Genomic DNA, 24566 nt, shown 5'->3' with positions numbered 1-24566 from the left:
CTTCGGCGACGCGCAGTAGTTCCGCCGCGTAGCTCCACCACGCAGTTCCACCGCCCGGCGCGCAACCCCCTTCGCGCCGGGCGGTGCTGTGTGCGGGTGCCTCCGGCCTGACGGGGCCTCCGGAACGCCGGTGATCAAGGGCCCTATGTCCTGTAAGAGGGGCATTCAGGCCCTTTTTCGTCCCAGGACCCGGGCGGTCGGCTGGCCGAGTGCCCGTTGGCGGTTAGGCTCTAAGCGGCAAGGCCATCCCACGGCCTGACATGCCACCGCACACCCAGCGTCACATCCCAGAAGGAGATGCTCGTGCCGTCCATCGACGTCGTCGTAGCCCGGGAAATCCTGGACTCCCGAGGCAACCCCACGGTCGAGGTCGAGGTGGGCCTCGACGATGGCAGCACCGGCCGTGCTGCAGTCCCGTCCGGCGCCTCCACCGGAGCGTTCGAAGCCGTAGAGCTCCGTGACGGTGACCCCAACCGCTACATGGGCAAGGGCGTCGAGAAGGCCGTCCTCGCCGTCATCGAGCAGCTCGGCCCGGAGCTCGTCGGCTACGACGCCACCGAGCAGCGCCTGATCGACCAGGCGATGATCGACCTGGACGCCACCGAGAACAAGGGCTCCCTCGGCGCCAACGCCATCCTCGGTGTCTCCCTCGCCGTCGCGCACGCCGCGTCCGAGGCCTCCGACCTCCCGCTGTTCCGCTACCTCGGCGGCCCGAACGCGCACCTGCTGCCCGTTCCGATGATGAACATCCTGAACGGTGGGTCGCACGCCGACTCCAACGTCGACATCCAGGAGTTCATGATCGCCCCGATCGGCGCGGAGTCCTTCTCCGAGGCGCTGCGCTGGGGTGCCGAGGTCTACCACACCCTGAAGAAGGTCCTGCACACCAAGGGCCTCTCCACCGGTCTGGGCGACGAGGGCGGCTTCGCCCCGAACCTCGAGTCGAACCGCGCCGCGCTGGACCTCATCGTCGAGGCCATCAAGCAGGCCGGCTACGTCCCGGGCAAGGACATCGCGCTCGCGCTCGACGTCGCCGCGTCCGAGTTCTACAAGGACGGCAAGTACGAGTTCGAGGGCCAGTCCCGCTCGGCCGCCGAGATGACCGAGTACTACGAGGAGCTCGTCTCCGCGTTCCCGCTCGTGTCCATCGAGGACCCGCTGTACGAAGACGACTGGGCGGGCTGGAAGGTCCTCACCGACAAGCTGGGCTCCAAGGTCCAGATCGTCGGCGACGACCTCTTCGTCACCAACCCCGAGCGTCTCGCCCGCGGCATCGAAGAGGGCTCGGCGAACGCCCTGCTCGTCAAGGTGAACCAGATCGGTTCGCTGACCGAGACCCTGGACGCCGTCGAGATGGCCCAGCGCAACGGCTTCAAGTGCATGATGTCGCACCGCTCCGGCGAGACCGAGGACGTCACCATCGCCGACCTCGCGGTCGCCGTGAACTGCGGCCAGATCAAGACCGGCGCCCCGGCCCGCTCGGACCGCGTCGCCAAGTACAACCAGCTGCTGCGCATCGAGGAGATCCTCGACGACGCCGCGGTGTACGCCGGCCGCAGCGCCTTCCCGCGCTTCAAGGGCTGAACACCCTGATCGGTCGCTGATCGGTCCTCGGGGGCGCAAGCCTCCCTACGTCCCCGCACTCGGTCCCGTACCGTGTGCGGGGACGTAGTGCGTCGTGCGCATATAGGGGAGGCGGATCAATGGCCGGGAACCGGGACCGGTTCGCCACGTTCTCGACCGCGACCAGGCTCAAGCAGCTCGGTGAGCGGACCGCGGCACACGTGTACCGCTCGCAGTCCCGCCGGCAGGTCCGCCGCAGCCGGCTCACCGGCCGGGCCGCCCTGCTCGTGCTCGTCCTCTGTACCCTGGTCGTCGCCCTCGCGTATCCGATGCGCCAGTACGTGTCCCAGCGCTCGGAGATCGCCAAGCAGCAGAAGGAGGCCGTCTCCGCGCGGGACCGGCTGGAACGGCTGCGCGACGAGAAGGCCCGCTGGCAGGACAACGCGTACGCCGAGCAGCAGGCGCGCAAGCACCTGCACTTCGTCCGGCCGGGTGAGGTCAGCTACATCATGACCGACCCCGGAGCAGCCGCGGGAGAGCAGCGCCGCGGCGGACAGGCCGCCACCGACCGGCCCTGGTACTCCAACGTCTGGGACGGCGTCGACAAGGCCGACCGCCCGGGCGACTGAGTCCCACCCATCCACGAGAACGAAAAGACTTCCTCCAGGCATGCAGACGCCCCCGCCCCAGACCGACCGGACCGAGCCGACCGCCGCCGACATCGAGGCGTTCGAACAGCAGCTCGGCCGCCCCCCGCGCGGGCTCCGAGCCATCGCGCACCGCTGCCCCTGCGGGCAGCCGGACGTGGTGGAGACCGCCCCGCGGCTCCCCGACGGCACCCCCTTCCCGACGCTGTACTACCTGACCTGCCCGCGGGCCGCCGGTGCGATCGGCACGCTGGAGGCCAACGGCGTGATGAAGGAGATGCAGGCCCGCCTCGCGGTGGACCCGGAGCTGGCCGCGGCCTACCGGGCCGCGCACGAGGACTACATCACCCGCCGCGACGCCATCGAGGTGCTCCAGGGCTTCCCGAGCGCCGGCGGCATGCCGGACCGGGTGAAGTGCCTGCACGTGCTGGTCGGCCACGCCCTGGCCGCGGGCCCGGGCGTGAACCCGTTCGGCGACGAGGCCCTGGCGATGCTGCCCGAGTGGTGGGCCAAGGGCGCCTGCGTCACGCCGTGCGGCGAGCGGAAGGCCGACGAGAATGCCCCGGAGGCGGGCGCGTGACCCGGGTGGCGGCCGTCGACTGCGGTACGAACTCCATCCGGCTCCTCGTCGCGGACCTCGACCGTGCCACCGGTGAGCTGACCGACCTGGACCGCCGGATGACCGTCGTCCGGCTCGGCCAGGGCGTCGACAGGACCGGCCGGCTGGCCCCGGAGGCGCTGGAGCGCACCTTCGCGGCCTGCCGCGAGTACGCGGCGGTCATCAAGGAGCTCGGCGCGGAGCGGGTGCGCTTCGTGGCGACCTCGGCCTCCCGGGACGCGGAGAACCGCGACGAGTTCGTCCGGGGGGTCCTGGACATCCTGGGCGTCGAGCCCGAGGTGATCAGCGGGGACCAGGAGGCCGAGTTCTCCTTCACCGGCGCCACCGGCGAGCTGGCCGGCCGCACCGATCTGGAGCGTCCCTTCCTGGTGGTGGACATCGGCGGCGGCTCCACGGAGTTCGTGGTCGGCACCGAGCACGTCGGGGCGGCCCGCTCCGTCGACGTGGGCTGCGTCCGGATGACCGAGCGTCACCTGACGGTGGACGGGGTCGTCACCGACCCGCCGACCGCGGAGCAGATCGCCGCGATACGGGCCGACATCGAGGCGGCCCTGGACCTGGCCTCCGAGACGGTTCCGCTGGCCGAGGCGCGCACCCTGGTGGGCCTGGCCGGCTCGGTGACCACGGTCGCCGCGATCGCGCTGGGCCTGGAGGCGTACGACTCCGCGCGCATCCACCACTCCCGGATCCCGTACGGGACGGTCCGCGAGGTCAGCGAGCGCATGCTGACGCTGACGCACGCCGAGCGCGCGGCCATCCCGGTGATGCACCCGGGCCGGGTCGACGTGATCGGCGCGGGCGCCCTGGTCCTGCTGGCGATCATGGAGCGCGTCGGCGCCTCGGAGGTCGTGGTCTCGGAGCACGACATCCTCGACGGCATCGCCTGGTCCATCGCCTGACGGCGGACCCGAACGCACACCACGGTGCCCCCGGCGCATCCCGCCGGGGGCACCGTCACGTCCGGGCGGCACCCGTCCGGGCGGCCACCCGTCCGGGCGGCTACCCGTCCAGCCGGACCGGCATCAGGAGCGAGTACGTCTCCTCGTCGTCGGGGCGGCGGATCACCGCGGGGGCCTTCGGGGCGCCGAGTTCCAGGATCAGCCGGTCGCGGCCGGCGGCGGCGAGGGCCTCCAGCAGGAACGCGCGGTTGAGGCCGACGTCGGCCGGGTCGTCGGCGCCGTCGTCGGCGAGGGACACCGCGCCGTCGGCGGTCGGCCTCAGGACGCTGACGTCGCCGGTCGCCCCGTCCTCCTCGCGTTCGGCCGGGCGGACGGGGCCGGTTTCCAGGGCCGCGCGGAAGGCCGGTACGTCGACCAGGGCCCGGCGCCCCGCGGGAAGGGTGACGAGGCGGCGGTAGTCGGGGAACTCGTGGCCCAGGCAGCGGCCGGCCGCCTGGCGCTCCGCCGTCCGCGTCTCCAGGGTCACGCGGTCGCCGTCGACGGTGAGCAGGACGGGGCCGTCCTCGCTCAGCAGCGCCCGCATCGCGTCCACGAGCGGGGCGGGTACGAGCAGCTGGAGGCGGGGTCCGGTGTGCCCGGCGGCCCCGGCGCGGGAGACGGCCAGGCGGTACCGGTCGGTGGCCACGACGCGCAGCGCCCCGCCCTCGATGTCGAAGAGGACGCCGCCGAGGACCGGCAGCTCGGGATCGGAGCCGACGGCGAACCGCACCGCGTCCAGCGCGGCGGCCAGCTCCGGCCCGGACAGGGTGAGCCGGGCCGTGGGGGCGGGGGTGGTGGGGGTGGGGGTGGCCGGGGAAAGGGGCGTGCTCAAAGGGTGCTCCCTGCGGTCGAGTAGGGCGTGGATCGCGGAGAGCTCGCCGCGCGCATCGGACAGGCCCTGCTCCAGCCGGAGCAGGTGTGCCCGGAGCAGGCCGCGGACCAGGTCCGTGTCCGCGCCGGCCCAGCCGGCCAGCACGAGCCGGATGTCCGCCAGGGGCATGCCGGTCCGCCGGAGCCGGGCCAGCAGCCGGGCCTCCTCGACCTGCCCGGGCCCGTACCAGCGGTACCCGCTCACGGGATCCACCCGGACGGGAACCAGTACGCCCGCCCCGTCGTAGAACCGCAGGGCACTCACGCTCAGGCCGCTGTCGAGGGCCGTCTCGCCGATACTGCGCATCTCGTTCTCCACGCCCCGAACCCTGGTCCCTCGACCAGGTCGAGGGTCAAGAAGGGCTCCCGGAGGGCCGTTCGGGGGCCTTTGGTCCCGTCGTCCACATGAACTTCGTGAAGTTCTTCACAAGGAAAAGGTGCCTGTGAGGGCTCCGAAGGAGCCTTTTGGGCGAGTCAGGAGCCTCCTGAGCCTTCTTTTTGCTCGCGTTCGTGCGATTGCCGGACCTCGCACACCTCTGGCGGTAGGTATCCACGAAGCCGGTGGTCTACTCCGCTTGAGGGCTTGGAGGCCAGTTCAGGACTGGTGTTCAACGACTCCCGTTACACCCTGGTTCCCGCTTCGCGCCATGACCTCGATCACGTGGGCGGCGGAGTGTAGCAGAGGGTCCGGAGGTCCTTGTGAAGGGGCTCACGAGCGTCACCCCTTGGGGTGCTGGATACTTTTCCTCATGAGCACCACGGAGCGTCCCAGGATCCTCGTTGTAGGAGGTGGGTACGTAGGCCTGTACGCAGCCAAGCGCATCATGAAGAAGATGCGTTACGGCGAGGCGACCGTCACGGTCGTCGACCCGCGCTCGTACATGACCTACCAGCCCTTCCTCCCCGAAGTGGCCGCAGGCAGCATCTCGCCTCGGCACGTCGTCGTACCGCTGCGACGCGTGCTTCCGAAGGCTGAGGTCCTCACCGGCCGGGTCACGAACATCGACCAGGACCGCAAGGTCGCCGTCGTCACGCCGCTGGTCGGCGAGGCGTACGAGCTGCCCTTCGACTACCTGGTGATCGCGCTCGGCGCCGTTTCCCGCACCTTCCCGATCCCCGGCCTCGCCGAACAGGGCATCGGCATGAAGGGCGTGGAAGAGGGCATCGGCCTGCGCAACCACGTACTCGAGCAGCTCGACAAGGCCGAGTCCACGACGGACGAGGACGTCCGCCGCAAGGCCCTCACCTTCGTCTTCGTCGGCGGCGGCTTCGCCGGTGCCGAGACGATCGGCGAGGTCGAGGACATGGCCCGCGACGCCGCGAAGTACTACTCCAGCATCAAGCGCGAGGACATGCGCTTCATCCTGGTCGACGCGGCCGACAAGATCCTTCCCGAGGTCGGGCCCAAGCTCGGCACCTGGGGCAAGGAGCACCTCGAGTCGCGCGGCATCGAGATCTACCTGAACACCTCCATGGACTCCTGCGTGGACGGCCACGTGGTGCTGAAGAACGGCCTCGAGGTCGACTCCAACACCCTCGTGTGGACCGCCGGCGTCAAGCCCAACCCGGTGCTGGCCCGCTACGGCCTGCCGCTGGGCCCCCGCGGTCACGTGGACGCCGAGCCGACCCTCCAGGTCAAGGGCACGGACTACATCTGGACCGCCGGCGACAACGCCCAGGTGCCCGACCTCGCCGCCCGCAAGGCCGGCGTGGAGAACGCCTGGTGCCCGCCGAACGCCCAGCACGCGCTGCGCCAGGCCAAGGTCCTCGGCGACAACGTCATCTCGGGCATGCGGGGCTTCCCGCAGGCCGAGTACTCGCACTCCAACAAGGGTGCGGTGGCGGGCCTCGGCCTCCACAAGGGCGTGGCGATGATCGTCATGGGCAAGATGAAGATCAAGCTCAAGGGCCGTCTCGCCTGGTACATGCACCGTGGCTACCACGGCATGGCCATGCCGACCTGGAACCGCAAGATCCGCGTCTTCGCCGACTGGACCCTCGCGATGTTCCTCAAGCGCGAGGTCGTCTCCCTCGGCGCCCTGGAGAGCCCCCGCGAGGAGTTCTACGAGGCCGCCAAGCCGGCGCCGGCTCCGGCCGCCGTCGCGGCCCCGGCCGAGAAGGCCAAGGCCTCCTGACCCCGTAGGGCCCGGCAGGACGAGCAGGACGAGCAAGACGAGCAGGACCCAGTACGGCCCGGAGGGGCCGCCCGCCATCCGTGGTGCGGGCGGCCCCTTCGGCATATCCGGGGCCCGATCCGGGTATGCCGTCCGGTCGGAACTTATTCGGAAGTTTGTCGGAGCTCGTGGGAGGGTCCCGCATGAACGACGCCGCGCCGCGGCTGGCCGCTTTAGCCGAAACCCTGATGGGAGCCCCTCTCCCGGTACGGATCCGGGCCTGGGACGGCAGCGAGGCCGGCCCGCTCGGCGGTCCCATCCTGGTCCTGGCCAACCGGCGCGCCCTGCGCCGGATCCTGTGGAAGCCGGGCGAACTCGGCCTGGCCCGCGCCTGGGTGGCCGGGGACCTGACCGTCGACGGGGACCTGTTCGAGCTGCTCGACCGGGTCGGCGGAGTGCTCTGGGAACGGGACCCCGAGCCCGCTCCCGGGCCGGCCGCCGGCCAGGACACCGGTGCCGCCGCCAAGGACACCGGTCCCGCCGCCCTGCTGCGCGATCCGCGCGCCCGGGCCGCCGTACGGGGCCTCGTGGGCCTCGCGCGGCCGTGGACCAGACCGGCCCCGCCGCCCGAGGAGGCCGTCCGCCGCGGCGGATCGCGGCAGCCCCGGCACACGCGGGGCAGCGACCGGCGGGCCATCAGCCACCACTACGACGTGGGCAACACCTTCTACGAGCGGGTGCTCGGCCCGTCGATGGTGTACTCCTGCGCCTACTGGACCCCGGGCGGGAGCCTGGAGGACGCCCAGCGGGACAAGCTGGACCTGGTCTGCCGCAAGCTCGCCCTGAGACCGGGTGACCGGCTCCTGGACGTGGGCTGCGGCTGGGGCTCGATGGCCCTGCACGCGGCCCGGGAGTACGGGGCCCGGGTCACCGGGATCACCCTCTCGCGGGAACAGGCCGCCTACGCCCGCAAGCGGGTCGCGGAGGAGGGCCTGGCCGACCTCGTCGAGATCCGGGTCCAGGACTACCGGGACGTCAAGGACGGCCCGTACGACGCCATTTCCTCCATCGGGATGGCCGAACACGTCGGCGCCGAGCGCTACCGCACGTACGCCCACACCCTGTACGGCCTGCTGCGGCCGGGCGGGAGGCTGCTGAACCACCAGATCGCGCGGCGCCCCGAACCGGACGAGGAGGCCTACCGGATCGACGCGTTCATAGACGCCTACGTCTTCCCCGACGGCGAACTGTCCCCGCTGGGCACCACGGTCGGCGAGCTGGAGCGGGCCGGCTTCGAGGTCCGCGACGTGGAGGCGCTGCGCGAGCACTACGCGCTCACCCTGCGGGCCTGGGTGGCCCGGCTGGACGAGCACTGGGAGGAGGCGCAGCGGCTGACCTCGCCCGGGCGGGCCCGGGTCTGGCAGCTGTACATGGCCGCCTCGGCGCTCGCCTTCGAGCACAACCGGCTCGGCGTCAACCAGGTGCTCGCGGTGCGCACCGGGAAGCGCTCGGCCTCCGGGATGCCGCTGCGGGCCCGGGAGTGGCCCGCGTAGCCCCGTACGGGCGGTGGAACGGCCGCAGGGCCCCGCGACGTCGTGTCGCGGGGCCCTGCGGCTCGGTACGGGCGCGGCCGTTCCTTCCCGCTACTCCGTCTTGATCGCGGTCAGCATGTTCAGCCGGGCCGCGCTGCGGGCGGGCCACAGGGCCGCCAGGGCGCCGACGACGCCGGCGAGCAGCATGAAGATCGCGATCCGGTCGAAGGGGATGACCAGGGCGTAGTTCGGGATCGAGCCCTTGATGGTCTCGCCGACGGCCCAGGCGATGAAGGTGCCCAGTGCCACGCCGATGACCGCGCCGAAGAGCGAGATCACGATGGCTTCGAGCCGGATCATGTTCTTGACCCGGCCGCGGTCCAGGCCGATGGCCCGCAGCATGCCGATCTCCTGCGTCCGCTCGTACACGGACATCGCCAGGGTGTTGACGACGCCGAGGACCGAGATGATCAGCGCCATGGCGAGCAGGCCGTACATGATGTTCAGGGCGGTGTTGATCAGGCCGCCCATCTCGTTGCGGATGTCCTGCTGGGTGGCGAAGGTGATCGCCGGGTTCTTGCCGAGGGCGTCGACCAGGGCCTGCTCGCCCTTGGCCGAGGGGCCGCCGTCCATCTTGACGAGGACCTCGCGCAGGTACGGCTTCTCGTCGTGCCGGTCGAGGATCCGGGAGTCGATCACGTAGGGGGAGAGCATGCCCTCCATGTCCTTGTAGACCGCGCCGACCTTCAGGCTCTCCTTCTTGTTGTCCGGGAAGGTGACCTTCAGGGGGGAGCCGACCGACAGGCCGTCCGACTTCGCGGTCTTCTCGGCGACGGCCACCTCGCCCTTGGCCAGGCTGGTCAGCTGCCCGCTGAGCACGTCGAAGTTGAGGAGCCGGCCGATGGTCTCCGGGTTGACCCCGGAGACGGAGCGGTAGGTGTCGCCGTCGCCGACCTTGAAGTCGCCGGCCTGCTGCGGGGAGACCGCCTCGACGCCGGGGGCCTTCTCCAGGGCCGGGATCACGGAGGCGTCCAGGCTGCCGAAGCTCTCGCCCATGGAGACCTTGTAGTCGGCCTTGAGGTTGTCCGTCGTCATCCGGTCGATGGCCTTGCCCATCGTGATCCCGAGCACCGACAGGGCGGTGACCAGGGTCAGGCCGATGGCCAGCGAGGCGGCGGTGACGGCGGTGCGGCGCGGGTTGCGGACCGCGTTCTGCGCGGCCAGCTTGCCGGCGACGCCGAACACCTTCTCCAGCAGCGGGCGGACCGCCGCGATGACCGGGCGGGAGAGGGCCGGCAGCAGGATGATGATGCCGATCATCGTGAGGAAGGCACCGGCGCCGATGAGCATCTTGCCGTCCTTCCCGGTCATCGCGCCGCCGAGGATGGCGAGCAGACCCAGCAGGGTGACGGCCCCGCCGATGCTGTTGCGCAGCACCAGGGACTTCGAGGAGGCCGGCAGGTGGGCGCTGCCCATCGCGGCGACCGGGGAGATCTTGGCGGTGCGGCGGGCGGGCAGCCAGGCGGCGAGCATCGTGACGACGACGCCGATGACGATCGCGGCGATGACGGTGGCGGGGGCGACGACCAGCGGGCCGGCCGGGATCTTGACGTCGAAGGCGTTCATCGCGGAGCGCATGCCGACGGCGAGCCCGACACCGGCGATCAGGCCGATCGCGGAGGAGATCACGCCGACGACCAGGGCCTCGGCCAGGACCGAGCGCTTGACCTGGCCGCGGTTGGCGCCGACGGCGCGCAGCAGGGCCAGTTCCTTGGTGCGCTGGGCGACCAGCATGGTGAAGGTGTTGTAGATCAGGAAGACGCCGACGAAGAGCGAGATCAGCGCGAAGGTCAGCAGCATCTGGTTCATGCTGCCCATGCCGGCTTCGATGTCCTTGGCCTGCTCGGCCGCGAGGGCCGCGCCGGTCTGGGCCGTGGCGTCCTTGCCGACGAGCGGCTTGATCTCGGTGAGCAGCCGGTCGGCGGAGGTGCCGGCCTTGGCGCTGACCGCGAGCTCGTCGTAGTAGCCCGGCTCCAGGTAGAGCCGCTGGGCGGTGGGGGTGTCGAACAGGACGAGCGAGCCGCCCGCGTTGACCGCGCCGTCCTCGGTGGTGAAGACGCCGGCGAGCGTGTACTCCTTGGCCGGGCCGTTGTCGGCCACCCGGACCTTGTCGCCCACCGTGTACTTGCCGCGCTTGGCCGTCTCCGTGTCGAGGGCGATCTCGCCGGCCTTGGCCGGGCCGCTGCCCGCGGTGAAGGCGTAGCGGGGGTCCTTGCCGTCCTGGAGGGGGACGAAGTTGGCGCCGGTGTTGGACCAGCCGTTGCCGATCAGCTTGCCGTCCTGGTCGCCGACGGCGGCGAAGCCGTGGACGCGGCCCGAGGCGCTCTCGACGCCGCCGAGCGCCTTGACCTTGTCGAGGGTCTTCTGGCTGATGCCCGGCTCGCCCTCCTTGACGCCCTCGTCGTTGCGGGTGGGGCCGTGGGAGGTGACCGAGACGGCGACGCCGTCGAAGCTCTTGGCCGACTGGTTCGACATCGCCTTGCCGACGGTGTCGGTGAAGACGAGCGTGCCGGAGACGAAGGCGACGCCGAGGACGACGGCGAGCACCGTCATCAGCAGCCGGGCCTTGTGCGCGAGCACGTTGCGCAGGGCGGTACGGAACATGGTGGAGGAGTCCAGGTCTAAGGGGTCAGCGGGGACGGACGGGCTACGAGGGGTGCGTCCCTCAGCTGGTGCGGCCCTTGGCGTCGAAGGCCTTCATGCGGTCGAGCACGCCGTCCGCGGTGGGCTGGATCATCTCGTCGACGATGCGGCCGTCGGCGAGGAAGATGACGCGGTCCGCGTACGAGGCGGCGACCGGGTCGTGGGTGACCATGACGACGGTCTGGCCGAGCTCGCGCACGGAATTGCGCAGGAAGCCGAGGACCTCGGCGCCGGAGCGCGAGTCGAGGTTTCCGGTGGGCTCGTCACCGAAGATGATCTCGGGGCGGGAAGCCAGGGCGCGGGCCACGGCCACGCGCTGCTGCTGGCCGCCGGAGAGCTGGGTGGGGCGGTGGGAGAGGCGCTCGGAGAGGCCGACCATGGCGATCACCGCGTCCAGCCACTGCTGGTCGGGCTTGCGGCCGGCGATGTCCATGGGGAGCGTGATGTTCTCCAGGGCCGTCAGGGTCGGCAGCAGGTTGAAGGCCTGGAAGATGAAGCCGATCTTGTCCCGGCGCAGCTGGGTGAGCTGCTTGTCCTTCAGGGTGGACAGCTCGGTCTCGCCGATGCGGACGGAGCCGGCGGAGAAGGTGTCCAGCCCGGCGACGCAGTGCATCAGCGTGGACTTGCCGGAGCCGGAGGGGCCCATGATCGCGGTGAACTGGCCCTGCGCGAAGTCCACGGAGACGTTGTCCAGGGCGACCACCTGGGTCTCGCCCTGGCCGTACACCTTGGAGAGGCCCGAGGCGCGCGCGGCGACGGCCTGGGCGGTGTGCGGGGCGTAGTTCACGGTGGTCACGGGGGCGGCTCCTCAAGGTGCGGACCGGCTCACGGTCCGCGGTGGGCGGGACTCCTCCATCCTCGTGGCGCCCACCCCCGCTCCGGATCAGCCGTGATGCCCCTTCTCCGGTCCACCGGAGAGTGACCGCGGGGGACCGCGCCTCCTCCTTTGGTATGACAGAGGGCGCGGGAACGGACCGGAAGCGGAGCCGGTCCGAGGGGGTGGCGCACGGGGTGGCGCGCGCGGTGGCGCGGGCCATCGAAATTCCGTCAATCCCGGGGCGGCCATGATCGACGCCCGGAACGTGCCGACCGCGCCTTCTGTCCCCTGACGGGCCATCAATCACCAATAAAATCAGACAACATCGGCGAGATGCCCAGGTGGGGGCGCAAGTGTTCCGGATAGGCTCGGCGTAGCGTTCAAGGCTTTTCCTACGGGGCCGCTACGCCCTGCCCGGATGGTGGAATGCAGACACGGCGAGCTTAAACCTCGCTGACCCTCGGGTCGTGCCGGTTCAAGTCCGGCTTCGGGCACGATGTTGGTGACGATGTTCCGTTTCAGGCCGGAACATGCGGAGGGCGGGGGCGCCACGGGTACCCCCGCCGTCCCGCGAAGCGGGTCCGCACCCGCCGTCGTACCCGCCCCCGTACCTGAGGGAAAGATCCTCCTCCAGCAGTAGGGCGATTCCTTTGCGTTCGCATTACTCTTGATTCCAAGGCCGCGCACGGTGGCCATGGAGGAGTGAGATGAGGAGCAGCAACCCGGTCTTCTCGCGACGGGGGTTCAGCCGCGACAACGGTGCTTATGCGGGCTTCGGCACGCAGCAGCCCCAGGCCCAGGCCGGGACCGCCACCAACCCGTACGCGACCAACCCCTACGCGACCGACCCGGCCACGGGTATGCCGCAGGCGCCGGTCCGCGGCAATGCGATGACCATCGACGACGTCGTGAGCCGTACGGCCATGACGCTCGGCACGGTCGTCCTCACGGCGGCGATCTCCTGGATCACGCTTCCGGTCGACGCGGCCAACATCAACAAGTCGTACGGCATCGCCGTCGTCGCGGCGCTCATCGCGTTCGTCTTCGCGATGATCCAGTCGTTCAAGGCCAAGCCCGTCCCGGCGCTGATCCTGGCCTACGCGGCGTTCGAGGGCGTCTTCCTCGGCGTCATCAGCTCGGCCGTCAGCACCTACACGGGCCCCGGCACGGTCGTCCAGGCCGTCATGGGCACGATGTGCGTCTTCGCCGGCGTGCTGTTCGCGTACAAGATGCGCTGGATCCGGGTGAACCGGCGCTTCGTCGGCTTCGTGATGGCCGCCGCCATGGGCTTCATGCTCCTGATGGTCGTCAACCTGCTGTTCTCCGTCTTCGCGGGCGGCGACGGCCTCGGCTTCCGCAGCGGCCCCCTCGGCATCCTCTTCGGTGTCATCGGCATCATCCTCGGCGCGGCCTTCCTCGCCATGGACTTCAAGATGGTCGAGGACGGCGTGACCTACGGCGCCCCCCGCGAGGAGTCCTGGCTGGCGGCCTTCGGCCTCACCATGACCCTGGTGTGGATCTACATGGAGATGCTGCGCCTGATCTCCATCCTCAAGGGCGACTAGTACGGGGCGACCCGTACGCACGGCCTGAGCCGGGGAAGGCCCCGCGAGCACACGCTCGCGGGGCCTTCCCGCATGTCGGGGGTCAGCGGATCGGGTGAGGAGGCGGTCAGGGAGTCGGGGGCTGCGGACGGGGGCAGGGGCCGGAGCCGGCTCAGCCGAACTTGCGGGCGGCCCTGCGCAGGTCGTACTCGTGGATGATCGCCTTGGCCTGGCCGTACGACAGCTCGTGCGCGCCGAGCAGCCAGCTGACCTTCTCTTCGAACCGGACGAGGGAGGGGCCGTCGTCCACGGCCCGGAGCCAGTCGGAGAGGTCACGACCGGTGGTCTGGGGGATTCTGTCGATCATGTTGCGGTGGGTCTGTTCGGAGAACTCGACGGACATGGGCGCCTCCGGGGGTTTCGCCGTGCTGTGCTGTCCTCTTCACGCCACCGTGCCGGAGAGTTCGCCCGTTGGCAATGGCGCCGCGGCGGCGCGTAAGGTCGGCCGGGTGCTCGATACCTCACCCTTGACCGCCGCCGTGGAACGTTTCGCCGACCGGCTGCGGGCGGCCCCGCAGAGCCGGCTCCAGCAGGGTGCCGCCGAGGTGGCGCTGGACCTGGCCCGGGAGCTCTCGCTGCGCGCGCAGCGGCTGGAGGCCGCCTCCGCGGGCGGCGGGGACGGCGCGGGGGCGGCTCCGGCGCGGACGATGCCCGACGCCGGGATCTTCGTGGTGGGCGACCAGCTCGCCGTGGCCGGTCTGGACCTCACCGAGGCCCTGCACGCCGCGGCGGCCGGCTCCGGGGGCGGCCCGGGCGCGGACGTGGCGAAGGCCCCGTCCGAGTTGCTGGACGAGGCCGTTCGTCTGGTCGATCAGGCGGAAGCCGGGGCGCTGCGGTGACGCGGACCGACGCGGGGGATCGGCGCGGTCGGAGCGATCGGAGCGGTCAGAGCGATGCGATGACGCGGTCGGCGAGGATGTAGACGTTGTTGTCCGGGTCCTCGGAGTCTCCGCAGGAGAAGGTCAGGGCGTAGGCGCCGGAGATGCCCGAGCCGCCCAGCAGGACGGGCGCGCTGCCCGAGCGCAGGGCGTCGGCGAGCCGCTCGGCGGTCTCCCGGTGGCCCGGGGTCATGCAGAGCGTGGTGCCGTCGGTGAAGACGTACACGTCCAGGGTGCCCAGCGGGCCGGGACGGACGTCCGCGAGGGCCGTACGGGCCTCCGCGAGCTCCTCCAGGCGGTTGACCGTGCGCTCGTGGTCGGCGCCGGGGTGCGAGGCCTGCACGGGGACGAAGTCCGGGTGCGAGGGGTGGCGCCGGCGGGCGGCGGCCAGCTCGGCCGAGTCCTCCGGGTAGCTCTGGTAGTCGTCCGCGTCGTCGCCCGGGAACGGCTCCAGGCCGACCAGGTCGGCCTGCCGGGGCAGGAAGACGGGGCTCTCCTCGCCGAGGCCGGACAGGCCGCCCAGCAGCGAGGGGGCGTCGGCGGCGTCGCGCGCCTCCTGAGCGGCCCAGAAGGCACGCGCCTCGGCGAGCTCGCGCTCGCGCTCCTCGGCCAGGGCCTCGGCGACGGCGGCTCGTATCTCGGCGGCGGGGGACTCCACGGCGGCGCGGGCGTGCGGGACGGTGGCACCACGGGGGTGCGACACCGCCAGCTCACCGCGCAGGGCCGCGACCTGCTTGCGCAGGCCGTGGACGGCGTGCAGCGCGGCAGCGCCCACGGCCGTGGCAGCGGCCGTGGTCAGCAGTAGGGCAAGAGGCATGGCGCTCACTGTCTAACTCCTGATTGATTTCGATCCCCCGACTTCCTACATCAGCTTGTCCCGTCCTGGGAATGGCTTGCAGTGCATTACGTCATGAATTGGACAGGTCTTTCGTCCCGGCGGGACTGCCCGAATCGCCTCTGACCTGCGGGAATGACGAACCCCCAGGACGTATGTCACATCCTGGGGGACATTTGGTCACAGAATGGCCGCGACAGGATTAGATCCGGCGTCAGTACGACGCAGGGGGATCAAGACGGATCCCTTACGGCGTCCGGCCTCGGCTCTTGATCCTGACGGCCCCGCTCACGCTGAGCTTCGCCTTGGCTGCGGGCAGGTGTCGTCCTTCGTGCCTCAGGACGACCCCTACCCTCCGCTGCGGCTCAGCTCAGCCGCTCGATCACCATCGCCATGCCCTGGCCGCCGCCGACGCACATGGTTTCGAGGCCGAACTGCTTGTCGTGGAACTGCAGGCTGTTGATCAGCGTGCCCGTGATGCGCGCGCCGGTCATCCCGAAGGGGTGACCGATGGCGATGGCCCCGCCGTTGACGTTCAGCTTCTCCAGCGGGATCTCGAGGTCCCGGTAGGAGGGGATCACCTGGGCCGCGAAGGCCTCGTTGATCTCGAACAGGTCGATGTCGCCGACGGTCAGGCCCGCCCGCTTCAGCGCCTGCCGGGAGGCCTCGACCGGGCCCAGGCCCATGATCTCGGGGGACAGGCCGGTGACACCGGTGGAGACGATCCGCGCCAGCGGGGTCAGGCCCAGCTCGCGCGCCTTGGTGTCGCTCATGACGACCAGGGCCGCGGCGCCGTCGTTCAGCGGGCAGCAGTTGCCGGCCGTGATCATGCCGTCGGGGCGGAACACGGGCTTGAGGCCCTGGACGGCCTCCAGGGTGACCCCGGCGCGCGGGCCGTCGTCCTGCGAGACGACCGTGCCGTCCGGGGTGGTGACCGGGGTGATCTCGCGGGCCCAGAAGCCGTTCTTGATGGCTTCCTCGGCCAGGTTCTGCGAGCGGACGCCGAACTCGTCCATGTCGGCGCGGGTCACGCCCTTGAGCCGGGCCAGGTTTTCCGCGGTCTGCCCCATCCCGATGTACGCGTCGGGGGTGCGGCCGTCCTCGCGCGGGTCGTGCCAGGAGGAACCGGTCGACTCGGCGACCTCCTTGGTGCGGGCCTCGGCATCGGCGAAGAGCGGGTTGTGGGTGCCCGGGATGCCGTCGGAGGAGCCGTTCACGGACCGGGAGACCATCTCGACGCCCGCGGAGATGAAGACGTCGCCCTCGCCCGCCTTGATGGCGTGCAGCGCCATCCGGGAGGTCTGCAGCGAGGAGGCGCAGTAGCGGGTGATCGTGGTCGCGGGCAGGTGGTCCATGCCCATCTGCACCGCGACGATCCGGCCGAGGTTGTGGCCCTGCTCGCCGCCCGGCAGGCCGCAGCCCAGCATCAGGTCGTCGATCTCGCGCGGGTCCAGCCCGGGGACCTTGGCGAGGGCGGCCTGGATGACCGTGGCGGTCAGGTCGTCCGGGCGGACGTCCTTGAGGGATCCCTTGAAAGCGCGCCCGATCGGCGAACGGGCGGTGGAAACGATGACGGCTTCGGGCATCGGGGCTCCAAGGAAGTGGTGTCGTACCGGGACCGCATGCGAAGTTACCGCCCCGTACCGTCGAGGTCACTGCCCTTGCGATGTGACTCCGGTCGCTCTGGGCGTGCCCGCGGCGCCGGTCGCCCCGCCGGTCGCCCCGCCGGTCGCCCCGGCGTGTCCCGCACCGGCCGGCGCGCCGCCGGCCGCGGCGCCTCCCGTGTGCTCCGCGAGCTCCTCGCCGGGGACCCGGCGCCTGCGCCGGTACTTGAGCAGGGCCCAGGCGCCGCGGGCACCGGTCACCTCGGTGCCGGCCTGGCCCGCCGCCGCCGAGGCGGCCTTGGCCAGCGGGAGCATGTCCTCGTTGCGCGACACGTCCAGCCGGTCCGACTCGGGCCAGACGCCCAGGGCCGCGCACAGCGTCGGCAGTATGGCCATCGCCGCGGTCGCGTACCCCTCGGCCGACGGGTGGTAGGAGTCCGGTCCGAACATCTCGCGGGGGTTCGCCGCGAACTCCGTGCCCATCAGGTCGCCGATCGAGACGGTACGGGCGCCCAGCGCGAGCACCCCGATCGTCTGGGCGGCCGCGAGCTGGCGCGAGACCCGGCGGGCCAGCCACCGCAGCGGCTGGTAGACGGGCTCGATGGTGCCGAGGTCCGGACAGGTGCCGACCACCACCTCGGAGCCCGCGAGCCGCAGCCGGCGTACGGCCGCGGTCAGCAGCCGCACCGACTGGGTGGGCGGCATCCGGCGGGTCACGTCATTGGCGCCGATCATGATCACGCACACGTCGGGGGGCGGGACGTCACCGTCCAGCAGCAGCCCCGTCTGCCGGTCCAGATCGTCCGACATGGCACCCGAAAGGGCCACGTTGCGCAGCTCGACCGGCCGCTCGGCCACCGCCGCCAGCCCCGAGGCCAGCAGGGCCCCCGGAGTCTGCCGGGCCCGCCGCACCCCCAGCCCGGCGGCCGTGGAATCGCCCAGCACGCCGAACCGCAGCGGGCCCGGACTCAGCTCGGGTCCGCCGAACTCGCTCCCGTACAGCCCGTCCGCGCGCGGCGGATCCGGCAGGCCCGTGCCGACCGTCCGCTTCGCGAACTGCATTTCCGCGACCACCAGCCCGACCGCGGCGGCCCCGACGAGCCCGAGCCCGCCACCGCCGTACGCCGCTCCCGCCGCGATGCGGCGGGCCGTCCTCGCCCTGGACACCCTTCAAGCCACCTTCTCGGTCCTTGGCCGGATCCCTGCGCCGTGCCTGCTCGACCCCGCCGTCCTGTTGACCTACCTGCCCCGTAGTGCCGGTCGGCCAATCCCTTTCCGCATAGTCTGGCGGTGCCTCCCGGAGAACCCGTGGAGTCCCCTCCTTGGAGAACATGGTGCAATTCCACGACTCGATGATCAGCCTCGTCGGCAACACCCCGCTGGTGAAGCTCAACCGTGTGACCGAAGGCCTCCAGGCCACCGTCCTTGCCAAGGTCGAGTACTTCAATCCCGGCGGATCCGCGAAGGACCGCATCGCCGTACGGATGATCGAGGCCGCCGAACAGAGCGGAGCACTCAAGCCCGGCGGCACCATCGTGGAGCCCACGAGCGGCAACACGGGTGTAGGACTCGCCATCGTGGCCCAGCAGAAGGGCTACAAGTGCATCTTCGTCTGCCCCGACAAGGTCTCGACTGACAAGATCAACGTCATGCGCGCGTACGGCGCCGAGGTCGTGGTCTGCCCGACCGCCGTCGACCCCGAGCACCCGGACTCGTACTACAACGTGTCCGACCGCCTCGTGCGCGAGACCCCCGGTGCCTGGAAGCCCGACCAGTACAGCAACCCGAACAACCCGCGCTCGCACTACGAGACCACCGGCCCCGAGCTCTGGGAGCAGACGGACGGGAAGATCACCCACTTCGTCGCGGGCGTCGGCACGGGCGGCACGATCTCGGGCACCGGCCGGTACCTCAAGGAGGCCTCCGGCGGCAGCGTGAAGGTCATCGGCGCCGACCCCGAGGGCTCGGTCTACTCCGGCGGCTCGGGCCGCCCGTACCTCGTCGAGGGCGTCGGCGAGGACTTCTGGCCGACCGCCTACGACGCGGAGGTGGCCGACGAGATCATCGCGGTGTCCGACAAGGACTCCTTCCAGATGACCCGCCGCCTCGCGAAGGAGGAGGGCCTGCTCGTCGGCGGCTCCTGCGGCATGGCGGTCGTCGCCGCGCTGAAGGCGGCCGAGGGCCTCGGCCCGGACGACGTGGTCGTCGTCCTGCTCCCGGACAGCGGGCGCGGCTACATCAGCAAGATCTTCAACGACGAGTGGATGGCCGGACACGGCTTCCTGGAGGACGCGGGCCCCTCCGCCCGCATCCGGGACGTGCTCGCGGACAAGGCGGGCGGCATCCCCTCGCTGGTCCACATGCACCCGGAGGAGACCGTCGGCGAGGCCATCGAGGTCCTGCGCGAGTACGGCGTCTCGCAGATGCCGATCGTCAAGCCGGGCGCCGGCCACCCCGACGTGATGGCCGCCGAGGTCATCGGCTCCGTGGTCGAGAAGGAGCTGCTGGCGGCGCTGTTCGCGGGCGGCGCCTCGCTGGGCGACCCGCTGGAGAAGCACATGAGCGCGCCGCTGCCGCAGGTCGGCTCGGGCGAGCCGGTCTCCGAGCTGATGGCGGTGCTCGGCGAGGCCGACGCGGCGATCGTGCTGGTCGAGGGCAAGCCGACCGGTGTGGTGAGCCGTCAGGACCTGCTGGCGTTCCTGGCCAAGGGCGCCAAGTAGCCCGTAGGGAACCGCGCGGGGGCCGCGTACGGGTCCGTGTGCGAGCCCGGGCCCGGGCCCGCGCGCGGGCGACGCGCAAACGGTACGGGCCCGACACGTGACGGCAGCACCGGCTTAACACGGCTCCGGCACAGTGGTGGTTGTCGGCAGGGAAGCCCGGGAGACCGGGACCCGGCCGGCATCACGAACGGCGTCGGCGCACCTCCGGAGCGGCTCCCGGACCGCGTTGGACGCCACGGACGCGCGGACGGCCCTGACCCGGCCCGTGTCCTGCGCGGGGACCGCCGTCGTCCCGCCCCCGGGAAACCGGGGTGCGGCGGTCCCCGCGCATAAACCTGTGCGCGGGCCGCCCGGTGCCCCGGTGCCCGGCGGTCAGTTCAGCTGATCGGTATCGCGCTCGCCCCGGTGGCGGGAGAACTTCGCCGCGTGGACGTAGTTGACGCCCAGGATGCCGAGCCAGACCACGACCAGACCGCTGAGGTGGGCCTGGGCGGCGCCGATCGCGGAGAGCGGGATGGCCAGCACCAGGGTGATGATCGCGAAGCCGAAGCGCTCGCCGAAGTTGCCGTCCTGGGAGTCCGCGGCGCCGGGCCGGGTGCCGCGGGCCGCGGAGAGCCGCTCCTCCGCGAGGCGCCGGCGGACCTGCGTGTCGACCTTCTCCACGAACGAGTCCACCAGCGCGGCCTCGTACTCCGCCCCCAGCTCCCGCCGGGCGTCGAGCGTGGCGGAGAGTTCCTTCTTGATCTCTTGGGACTCCATCCCGCCACCCTAGGAGCCGGCGTCCTCGCCGGCACTGGGGCTAACCCCCGGATCGCGCCGCACGAGCCCGCGGACGGGCCGGACGAGGAGGAGGGCGAGGGCGCAGCCGAGGCCGATCGCGGCCCCGCCCAGCAGGAGCGGGCGGACGCCGAAGAGGGTGCTCGCCGGGCCCGAGAGGACCTGGCCGAGGGGGATGGCGAGGATCGAACCGCCCACCTCGTACGCGGTCACCCGGTTGAGCCGGTCCTCGGGTATCTGGGTCTGCATCGTGGTGGACCACTGGACGCCCCAGAACGCCCAGCCCACGCCGCTGATCGCGTAGCCGAGCATGAGCAGCGGCAGGGCCGGGACCAGGGCCGCGGCCAGCGGCATCACCGGGAACAGGAACATCGCCACCCCGCCGCCGAGCAGCGGCCGGGCCGGGCGGAGCCGGATCGCGACGAGCCCGCCGAGGACGCAGCCGGCCCCGAAGGCGCCCTCCGCGTACCCGAAGGCGGCCTTGCCGTGCTCGGCGATGATCGAGGCCGCGCCGAGCGGGGTGAGCGGGCCCCAGACGAAGACGCCGAGCACCCACCAGATCAGGATCACCGCCCACAGCCAGGACCTGGAGCGGAACTCGTCCCAGCCCTCCCGCAGGTTCGTGAGCATGGACCGTGAGCGGTCGGCCTCGAAGCGCGGCAGGCGCAGCAGGACCAGGCAGAGCCCGCTGACGGCGAAGGTGGCCGCGTCGATCACGAACACCCAGGCCGTGGAGGTGGCGGCGACCAGCACACCGGCGACCGCCGGCCCGGCCATCGTGGCCATCCCCTGGCTCACCCCCAGCACCCCGTTGGCCTGGGTGGGGTCGGTGGAAACCTGGGGGACGAGGCTTGCCGTGCCCGGCTGGAACATCGCGGTGGCGGTGCCGCCGAGGACCGAGACGCCGATGACGAACCAGAGCGTGGGGTGTCCGAGCCAGAGGTAGGCGGCGAAGGAGCCCTGCGCCACGCAGCGGACCGCGTCGGCGCCGATCATCTGCGGCAGGGGGTGGAAGCGGTCCGCGATCACCCCGCCGAAGACGATGAAGAGGGCGAAGGACCCCATCCAGGCGCCCAGCGCGTACCCGATGCCGCTCACCCCGTGGCCGAGCGAGATCATGGCCACGGCCAGGGCCACCGGCATCATCGTGTCGCCCAGCATCGAAACGATGCGGGCGGTGAAGAACAGGCCGAAGTTCCTGGTCCACAGACGGGTCCGGGTGCGGGATCCGGTTCGGCTTCCGGGTACGGGTGGGGCGGACGCGGGGGAAGACACCATGGGGGCCAATTCGGTTGAATCCGGTGGGGGTTGGCCGCGTCGAGCCCGGCGGCCGGTCCTTGAGAATCGAGCGCGGGGCGTGGGCCGGTCAAGGGAATTGATACGGGCCCGCGGGCGGGTCTCGCGGGGGCGCCGGGGGTGGCTCTCGCGGGGTCGACGCGGGGGTGTCAGGGGGTCTCGGATGACGGGATCGGGTTGCCGTCCTGCATAGCCGCATGCAGAGTGCTCGGAGACTGAATATCCCGTCGGTGGCCGCCCGGCCGCCCGGCGGACGGGGACGGAGGGGAACGGGATGAGCGAGAGCCCTGCGGCCCGGCTGCAGAAGCTGTTCGAGGGGCACCGGCTGACGCCGACGCAGCGGCGCATCGCGCACTGCATGGTGCGCGGGGCCGCCGAGGTGCCGTTCCTGTCGAGCGTGGAGCTCGCCGAGCTGGCCGGGGTGAGCCAGCCGTCGGTGACCCGGTTCGCGGTGGCGCTGGGCTTCGACGGCTATCCCGCGCTGCGCCGGCACCTGCGGGAGGTGGCCCCCGCCGAGCGGGCCGGCGGCGGGGAGCAGGACACGTACAACGAGTACCAGCAGGCCGTTCAGGGCGAGATCGAGAACCTGCGGCAGCTCTCCGCGATGCTCGCCGACCCGGCGCCGGTCCGCGAGGCGGGCCGGCTGCTGGCCGGGTCGAGCCCGCTGCCCGTCCTGGGGCTGCGCGCGGCGTCCTCGCAGGCGCGCGGGTTCGCGTACTTCGCGGCGAAGGTCCACCCGGACGTACGGCTGCTCGACGAGGGCGGCTCGATGCTCGCCGACCGGATCGACGCGGCCGCGGGCGCCGGGGCCTCCGCCCTGCTGTGCTTCGCGCTGCCCCGCCACCCGAAGGAGGTGGCCGAGGCCCTGGAGCATGCGCGGGGGGCCGGGCTGACCGTGGTCACGGTCGCGGATTCGGCCTTCGCACCGGTGGCCCGCCACTCGGACCTGCTGATCCCGGCGCCGGTCGGCACGGGCCTGGCCTTCGACACGGCGTGCGCGCCGATGCTGCTGGGGCGGGTGCTGCTGGAGGCGATGGCGGACGCGCTGCCGGACGCGCAGGCCCGGCTGGAGGCCTTCGACGCGCGGGCCGCGGCGCGGGGGCTGTTCGTGGAGTAGGGGGGATCGCCGGCCACGGCCTAGCGGTAGTTCAGTTCCGCCAGTTCCGTGGCCAGGCGCCGGTTCAGTGCCGGGACGCGGGCCAGCAGCGGGAGCAGGGTGTTGCGTACGGCGCGTACGGCCGGGTTGCGGGTGGCGGCGACGCGGGTCATCCGGTCGGTCAGGGCGATCACCCGCAGGGCGACGGGGCGGCGGGTGGCCTCGTAGGCGTCGAGCGCCTCGTCCGTGCCGGTGGTGAGGGCGGTGGCGAGGGCGCGGCCGAGGGCGTGGCCGTCCTGGATGCCGGTGTTCATGCCCTGGCCGCCGGCCGGGCTGTGCACGTGCGCGGCGTCGCCCGCGAGCAGCAGGCGGCCGGCGCGGTAGTGGTCCGCGACCCGGTGGTGGACCCGGAACCGCGAGGACCAGACGACGTCGGTGACGGTGGCCTGGCCGGGGGCGCGGGCGTCCAGCAGGGCCTGCACGAAGGGCAGGTCCGGCTCGGAGGGGGCATCGGCGACGGTGGTGACCACGCGGTAGCGGCCTCCGGGGAGCGGGGCCACCACGGTGGGTCCGGCCCCGCCGAAGGTGAGGGAGACCTCCTGGGGGCCCGGGGCCCAGTCCATCCGCACGTCGGCGAGGACGAAGGACTCCGCGTAGGCGCTGCCGGTGAAACCGATCCCGGCGGCCTCGCGGACCGTGCTGTGCATGCCGTCGGCGCCGACGGCGTGGGAGGCGCGCAGGGTCTCGCCGGTGGCGGTGGTGAGGGTGACCCCGGTGGCGTCCTGGGTGACGGCGGTGACCTCGTACGGGCGGTGGACGTCGCCGCCGAGGGCGCGCAGCCGGCCGAGGAGGACGGCCTCCGTCCGGTCCTGCGGGAGCATCAGGGCGTACGGGTGGGCCGTGGGCAGGCCGTCGAAGGTGACGGCGGCGAGCGGGCGGGCGCCGTCGCGGATCCGGAACCGGGTGACGGGCGTGCCGCGCCGGACCAGTTCGGCGCAGGCGGCCGGGTCGAGCGCGTCGAGGACCTCCAGGGTGCGGGCGTGGATCACGGCGGCGCGGGAGGTGTTGGCGCCCTCGGCCTGCCGGTCCAGGAGCACGAAGTCGATGCCGGCCCGGGCGAGCGTGAGGGCGAGGGTGAGGCCGGTGGGGCCGGCTCCGACGATGGCGACGCGGGTGGTGGCGGGGAGCGACATCTGGGGTCTCCTCCTGGATGCCAACGGTTGTTGGCCAACGGCTGTTGACATCAGGATGCGCTGGGTGCGGGCGGATGTCAACGGTTGTTGGCCTACGGTTGTTGGCCCACGGATGTTGGCCTACGGTTGGTGGCATGACAGCGAATGAGTCGGAGACCCGGGGCGGGCAGACCAAGGCGGCGATCCTGCGGGCGGCGCGGGAGCGGTTCGCCGCGCAGGGGTACGAGCGGACGACGATCCGCGGCGTCGCGGCGGACGCGGGGATCGACCCGTCGATGGTGATGCGGTACTTCGGGAACAAGGAGGGCCTCTTCGACGCGGCCCTGGCGGTGGACCTGCGGCTGCCGGACCTGGGGGCGGTTCCCGAGGGGGAGCTGGCGCAGGTGCTCGTACGGCACTTCGTGGAGCGGTGGGAGGGGGATCCGGCGGATGACGCGCTGCTCGTGCTGTTGCGCTCCGCGGTGACCCATGAGGCGGCGGCGGCCCGGATGCGGGAGGTCTTCGCGACCCAGGTCGCGCCGGCGCTCGGTCCCGACCGGGGGGCGCGGGTGGCGGGGCTGGTGGCCACGCAGCTGCTGGGCCTGGCGCTGACCCGGTACCTGCTGCGGCTGCCCCCGATGGTGGGGCTCTCGCCGGAGGCGGTGATTGCGGCGGTGGTACCGGGGGTGGCGGCGGCGCTTTCGGCCGCCTGAGCGCGGGGCGCTGCGCTGCGCTGTGCTGTGCTGGGCTGGCTGGGGGTGGGGGCCGGCCCCGGGTCTCT

21 protein-coding genes and 1 tRNA gene are annotated in these 24566 nt (G+C 71.9%); 12 read left to right on the top strand and 10 right to left on the bottom strand.

The annotated features are described in order from the left end of the window. The first annotated feature begins 297 nt into the window (after positions 1-297). The 4 genes from eno (at position 298) to ACWCP2_RS25470 (ending at position 3728) form a co-directional block, all read left to right on the top strand. Complete coding sequence (gene eno, locus ACWCP2_RS25485) at positions 298-1584, top strand: phosphopyruvate hydratase (RefSeq protein ID WP_266878132.1); 1287 nt, start codon at positions 298-300, stop codon at positions 1582-1584. A gap of 119 nt (positions 1585-1703) precedes the next feature. Then, a complete protein-coding gene (locus tag ACWCP2_RS25480) occupies positions 1704-2192 on the top strand; it encodes an FtsB family cell division protein (protein WP_450910894.1) in 489 nt (162 codons plus the stop codon). Between the two features lie 40 nt (positions 2193-2232). After that, positions 2233-2790 carry a DUF501 domain-containing protein gene (locus tag ACWCP2_RS25475; RefSeq protein ID WP_450910893.1) on the top strand — a complete coding sequence of 186 codons (558 nt, stop codon included), beginning with the start codon at positions 2233-2235 and terminating at the stop codon, positions 2788-2790. Further along, a complete protein-coding gene (locus ACWCP2_RS25470) occupies positions 2787-3728 on the top strand; it encodes a Ppx/GppA phosphatase family protein (RefSeq protein WP_450910892.1) in 942 nt (313 codons plus the stop codon). The genes ACWCP2_RS25475 and ACWCP2_RS25470 overlap by 4 nt, the downstream gene beginning before the upstream one ends. Before the next feature lie 100 nt (positions 3729-3828). Here the strand turns inward: ACWCP2_RS25470 and ACWCP2_RS25465 are convergent, their stop codons facing one another. Beyond that, the gene (locus ACWCP2_RS25465; RefSeq protein WP_450910891.1) at positions 3829-4944 is read right to left on the bottom strand and encodes a DNA polymerase III subunit beta family protein; all 1116 of its coding nucleotides are present in this window, start codon (positions 4942-4944) and stop codon (positions 3829-3831) included. A 442-nt stretch (positions 4945-5386) separates the two neighbouring features. On the opposite strand from ACWCP2_RS25465, the gene ACWCP2_RS25460 reads away from it, so the two are divergent. Continuing rightward, a complete protein-coding gene (locus ACWCP2_RS25460) occupies positions 5387-6772 on the top strand; it encodes an NAD(P)/FAD-dependent oxidoreductase (protein ID WP_399378538.1) in 1386 nt (461 codons plus the stop codon). Positions 6773-6954: 182 nt separating this feature from the next. Next, on the top strand, positions 6955-8304 hold the full coding sequence (locus tag ACWCP2_RS25455; protein WP_450910890.1) for a class I SAM-dependent methyltransferase: 1350 nt from the start codon (positions 6955-6957) through the stop codon (positions 8302-8304). A 90-nt stretch (positions 8305-8394) separates the two neighbouring features. Here the strand turns inward: ACWCP2_RS25455 and ACWCP2_RS25450 are convergent, their stop codons facing one another. Continuing rightward, positions 8395-10947 carry an ABC transporter permease gene (locus ACWCP2_RS25450; RefSeq protein WP_450910889.1) on the bottom strand — a complete coding sequence of 851 codons (2553 nt, stop codon included), beginning with the start codon at positions 10945-10947 and terminating at the stop codon, positions 8395-8397. Between the two features lie 61 nt (positions 10948-11008). Further along, positions 11009-11782, bottom strand: coding sequence for an ABC transporter ATP-binding protein (locus tag ACWCP2_RS25445; protein ID WP_450910888.1), 774 nt, complete (start codon positions 11780-11782; stop codon positions 11009-11011). A 433-nt stretch (positions 11783-12215) separates the two neighbouring features. On the opposite strand from ACWCP2_RS25445, the gene ACWCP2_RS25440 reads away from it, so the two are divergent. Together ACWCP2_RS25440 and ACWCP2_RS25435 are read left to right on the top strand one after the other, a co-directional pair. Beyond that, positions 12216-12297 (top strand) — tRNA-Leu (locus ACWCP2_RS25440). Between the two features lie 213 nt (positions 12298-12510). Then, positions 12511-13368, top strand: coding sequence for a Bax inhibitor-1/YccA family protein (locus ACWCP2_RS25435; protein ID WP_450910887.1), 858 nt, complete (start codon positions 12511-12513; stop codon positions 13366-13368). Positions 13369-13519: 151 nt separating this feature from the next. Here the strand turns inward: ACWCP2_RS25435 and ACWCP2_RS25430 are convergent, their stop codons facing one another. Then, complete coding sequence (locus ACWCP2_RS25430) at positions 13520-13750, bottom strand: DUF4287 domain-containing protein (RefSeq protein ID WP_356513084.1); 231 nt, start codon at positions 13748-13750, stop codon at positions 13520-13522. Between the two features lie 106 nt (positions 13751-13856). On the opposite strand from ACWCP2_RS25430, the gene ACWCP2_RS25425 reads away from it, so the two are divergent. Further along, positions 13857-14246: a hypothetical protein gene (locus ACWCP2_RS25425; protein ID WP_450910886.1), complete on the top strand. Its 390-nt coding sequence runs from the start codon at positions 13857-13859 to the stop codon at positions 14244-14246. A 46-nt stretch (positions 14247-14292) separates the two neighbouring features. Here ACWCP2_RS25425 and ACWCP2_RS25420 read toward each other — a convergent pair whose 3' ends face one another. The 3 genes from ACWCP2_RS25420 to ACWCP2_RS25410 all read right to left on the bottom strand — a co-directional run bounded on the left by ACWCP2_RS25420 (position 14293) and on the right by ACWCP2_RS25410 (position 17891). Next, positions 14293-15102, bottom strand: coding sequence for a hypothetical protein (locus ACWCP2_RS25420; protein ID WP_450910885.1), 810 nt, complete (start codon positions 15100-15102; stop codon positions 14293-14295). Between the two features lie 383 nt (positions 15103-15485). After that, a complete protein-coding gene (locus ACWCP2_RS25415; protein WP_450910884.1) occupies positions 15486-16706 on the bottom strand; it encodes an acetyl-CoA C-acetyltransferase in 1221 nt (406 codons plus the stop codon). 66 nt (positions 16707-16772) lie between these two features. Continuing rightward, positions 16773-17891 (bottom strand): SGNH/GDSL hydrolase family protein, encoded by a 1119-nt coding sequence (locus ACWCP2_RS25410; RefSeq protein ID WP_450910883.1) that lies wholly within the window; start codon positions 17889-17891, stop codon positions 16773-16775. Between the two features lie 167 nt (positions 17892-18058). Here ACWCP2_RS25410 and ACWCP2_RS25405 point away from each other — a divergent pair, with 167 nt between their 5' ends. Next, entirely contained in the window at positions 18059-19444 is a 1386-nt protein-coding gene (locus tag ACWCP2_RS25405) for a cystathionine beta-synthase (RefSeq protein WP_450910916.1), read from the top strand. A 372-nt stretch (positions 19445-19816) separates the two neighbouring features. On the opposite strand, the gene ACWCP2_RS25400 is transcribed toward ACWCP2_RS25405, so the two are convergent. Both ACWCP2_RS25400 and ACWCP2_RS25395 read right to left on the bottom strand, forming a co-directional pair. After that, positions 19817-20203 carry a hypothetical protein gene (locus ACWCP2_RS25400; RefSeq protein WP_450910882.1) on the bottom strand — a complete coding sequence of 129 codons (387 nt, stop codon included), beginning with the start codon at positions 20201-20203 and terminating at the stop codon, positions 19817-19819. 9 nt (positions 20204-20212) lie between these two features. Further along, positions 20213-21499 (bottom strand): MFS transporter, encoded by a 1287-nt coding sequence (locus tag ACWCP2_RS25395; protein WP_450910881.1) that lies wholly within the window; start codon positions 21497-21499, stop codon positions 20213-20215. Positions 21500-21791: 292 nt separating this feature from the next. On the opposite strand from ACWCP2_RS25395, the gene ACWCP2_RS25390 reads away from it, so the two are divergent. Further along, positions 21792-22634, top strand: coding sequence for a MurR/RpiR family transcriptional regulator (locus tag ACWCP2_RS25390; RefSeq protein ID WP_450910880.1), 843 nt, complete (start codon positions 21792-21794; stop codon positions 22632-22634). A 20-nt stretch (positions 22635-22654) separates the two neighbouring features. Here the strand turns inward: ACWCP2_RS25390 and ACWCP2_RS25385 are convergent, their stop codons facing one another. Then, on the bottom strand, positions 22655-23806 hold the full coding sequence (locus tag ACWCP2_RS25385) for an FAD-dependent oxidoreductase (RefSeq protein ID WP_450910879.1): 1152 nt from the start codon (positions 23804-23806) through the stop codon (positions 22655-22657). A 134-nt stretch (positions 23807-23940) separates the two neighbouring features. On the opposite strand from ACWCP2_RS25385, the gene ACWCP2_RS25380 reads away from it, so the two are divergent. Beyond that, positions 23941-24498 (top strand): TetR/AcrR family transcriptional regulator, encoded by a 558-nt coding sequence (locus ACWCP2_RS25380; protein WP_450910878.1) that lies wholly within the window; start codon positions 23941-23943, stop codon positions 24496-24498. The last annotated feature ends 68 nt before the right edge of the window (positions 24499-24566 follow it).

The organism is Streptomyces sp. NPDC002104, from assembly GCF_053593795.1.
Note: the sequence above shows the minus strand (reverse complement) of the source record. Positions and strands in the feature narration are given on the sequence as shown.

Excerpts from the sequence above, each read along its gene's own strand:
- eno (WP_266878132.1), top strand. The coding sequence starts at position 298 with ATGCTCGTGCCGTCCATCGACGTCGTCGTAGCCCGGGAAATCCTGGAC.
- ACWCP2_RS25480 (WP_450910894.1), top strand. The coding sequence starts at position 1,704 with ATGGCCGGGAACCGGGACCGGTTCGCCACGTTCTCGACCGCGACCAGG.
- ACWCP2_RS25475 (WP_450910893.1), top strand. The coding sequence starts at position 2,233 with ATGCAGACGCCCCCGCCCCAGACCGACCGGACCGAGCCGACCGCCGCC.
- ACWCP2_RS25465 (WP_450910891.1), bottom strand. The coding sequence starts at position 4,944 with ATGCGCAGTATCGGCGAGACGGCCCTCGACAGCGGCCTGAGCGTGAGT.
- ACWCP2_RS25460 (WP_399378538.1), top strand. The coding sequence starts at position 5,387 with ATGAGCACCACGGAGCGTCCCAGGATCCTCGTTGTAGGAGGTGGGTAC.
- ACWCP2_RS25455 (WP_450910890.1), top strand. The coding sequence starts at position 6,955 with ATGAACGACGCCGCGCCGCGGCTGGCCGCTTTAGCCGAAACCCTGATG.
- ACWCP2_RS25450 (WP_450910889.1), bottom strand. The coding sequence starts at position 10,947 with ATGTTCCGTACCGCCCTGCGCAACGTGCTCGCGCACAAGGCCCGGCTG.
- ACWCP2_RS25435 (WP_450910887.1), top strand. The coding sequence starts at position 12,511 with ATGAGGAGCAGCAACCCGGTCTTCTCGCGACGGGGGTTCAGCCGCGAC.
- ACWCP2_RS25430 (WP_356513084.1), bottom strand. The coding sequence starts at position 13,750 with ATGTCCGTCGAGTTCTCCGAACAGACCCACCGCAACATGATCGACAGA.
- ACWCP2_RS25420 (WP_450910885.1), bottom strand. The coding sequence starts at position 15,102 with ATGCCTCTTGCCCTACTGCTGACCACGGCCGCTGCCACGGCCGTGGGC.
- ACWCP2_RS25415 (WP_450910884.1), bottom strand. The coding sequence starts at position 16,706 with ATGCCCGAAGCCGTCATCGTTTCCACCGCCCGTTCGCCGATCGGGCGC.
- ACWCP2_RS25400 (WP_450910882.1), bottom strand. The coding sequence starts at position 20,203 with ATGGAGTCCCAAGAGATCAAGAAGGAACTCTCCGCCACGCTCGACGCC.
- ACWCP2_RS25395 (WP_450910881.1), bottom strand. The coding sequence starts at position 21,499 with ATGGTGTCTTCCCCCGCGTCCGCCCCACCCGTACCCGGAAGCCGAACC.
- ACWCP2_RS25390 (WP_450910880.1), top strand. The coding sequence starts at position 21,792 with ATGAGCGAGAGCCCTGCGGCCCGGCTGCAGAAGCTGTTCGAGGGGCAC.
- ACWCP2_RS25385 (WP_450910879.1), bottom strand. The coding sequence starts at position 23,806 with ATGTCGCTCCCCGCCACCACCCGCGTCGCCATCGTCGGAGCCGGCCCC.
- ACWCP2_RS25380 (WP_450910878.1), top strand. The coding sequence starts at position 23,941 with ATGACAGCGAATGAGTCGGAGACCCGGGGCGGGCAGACCAAGGCGGCG.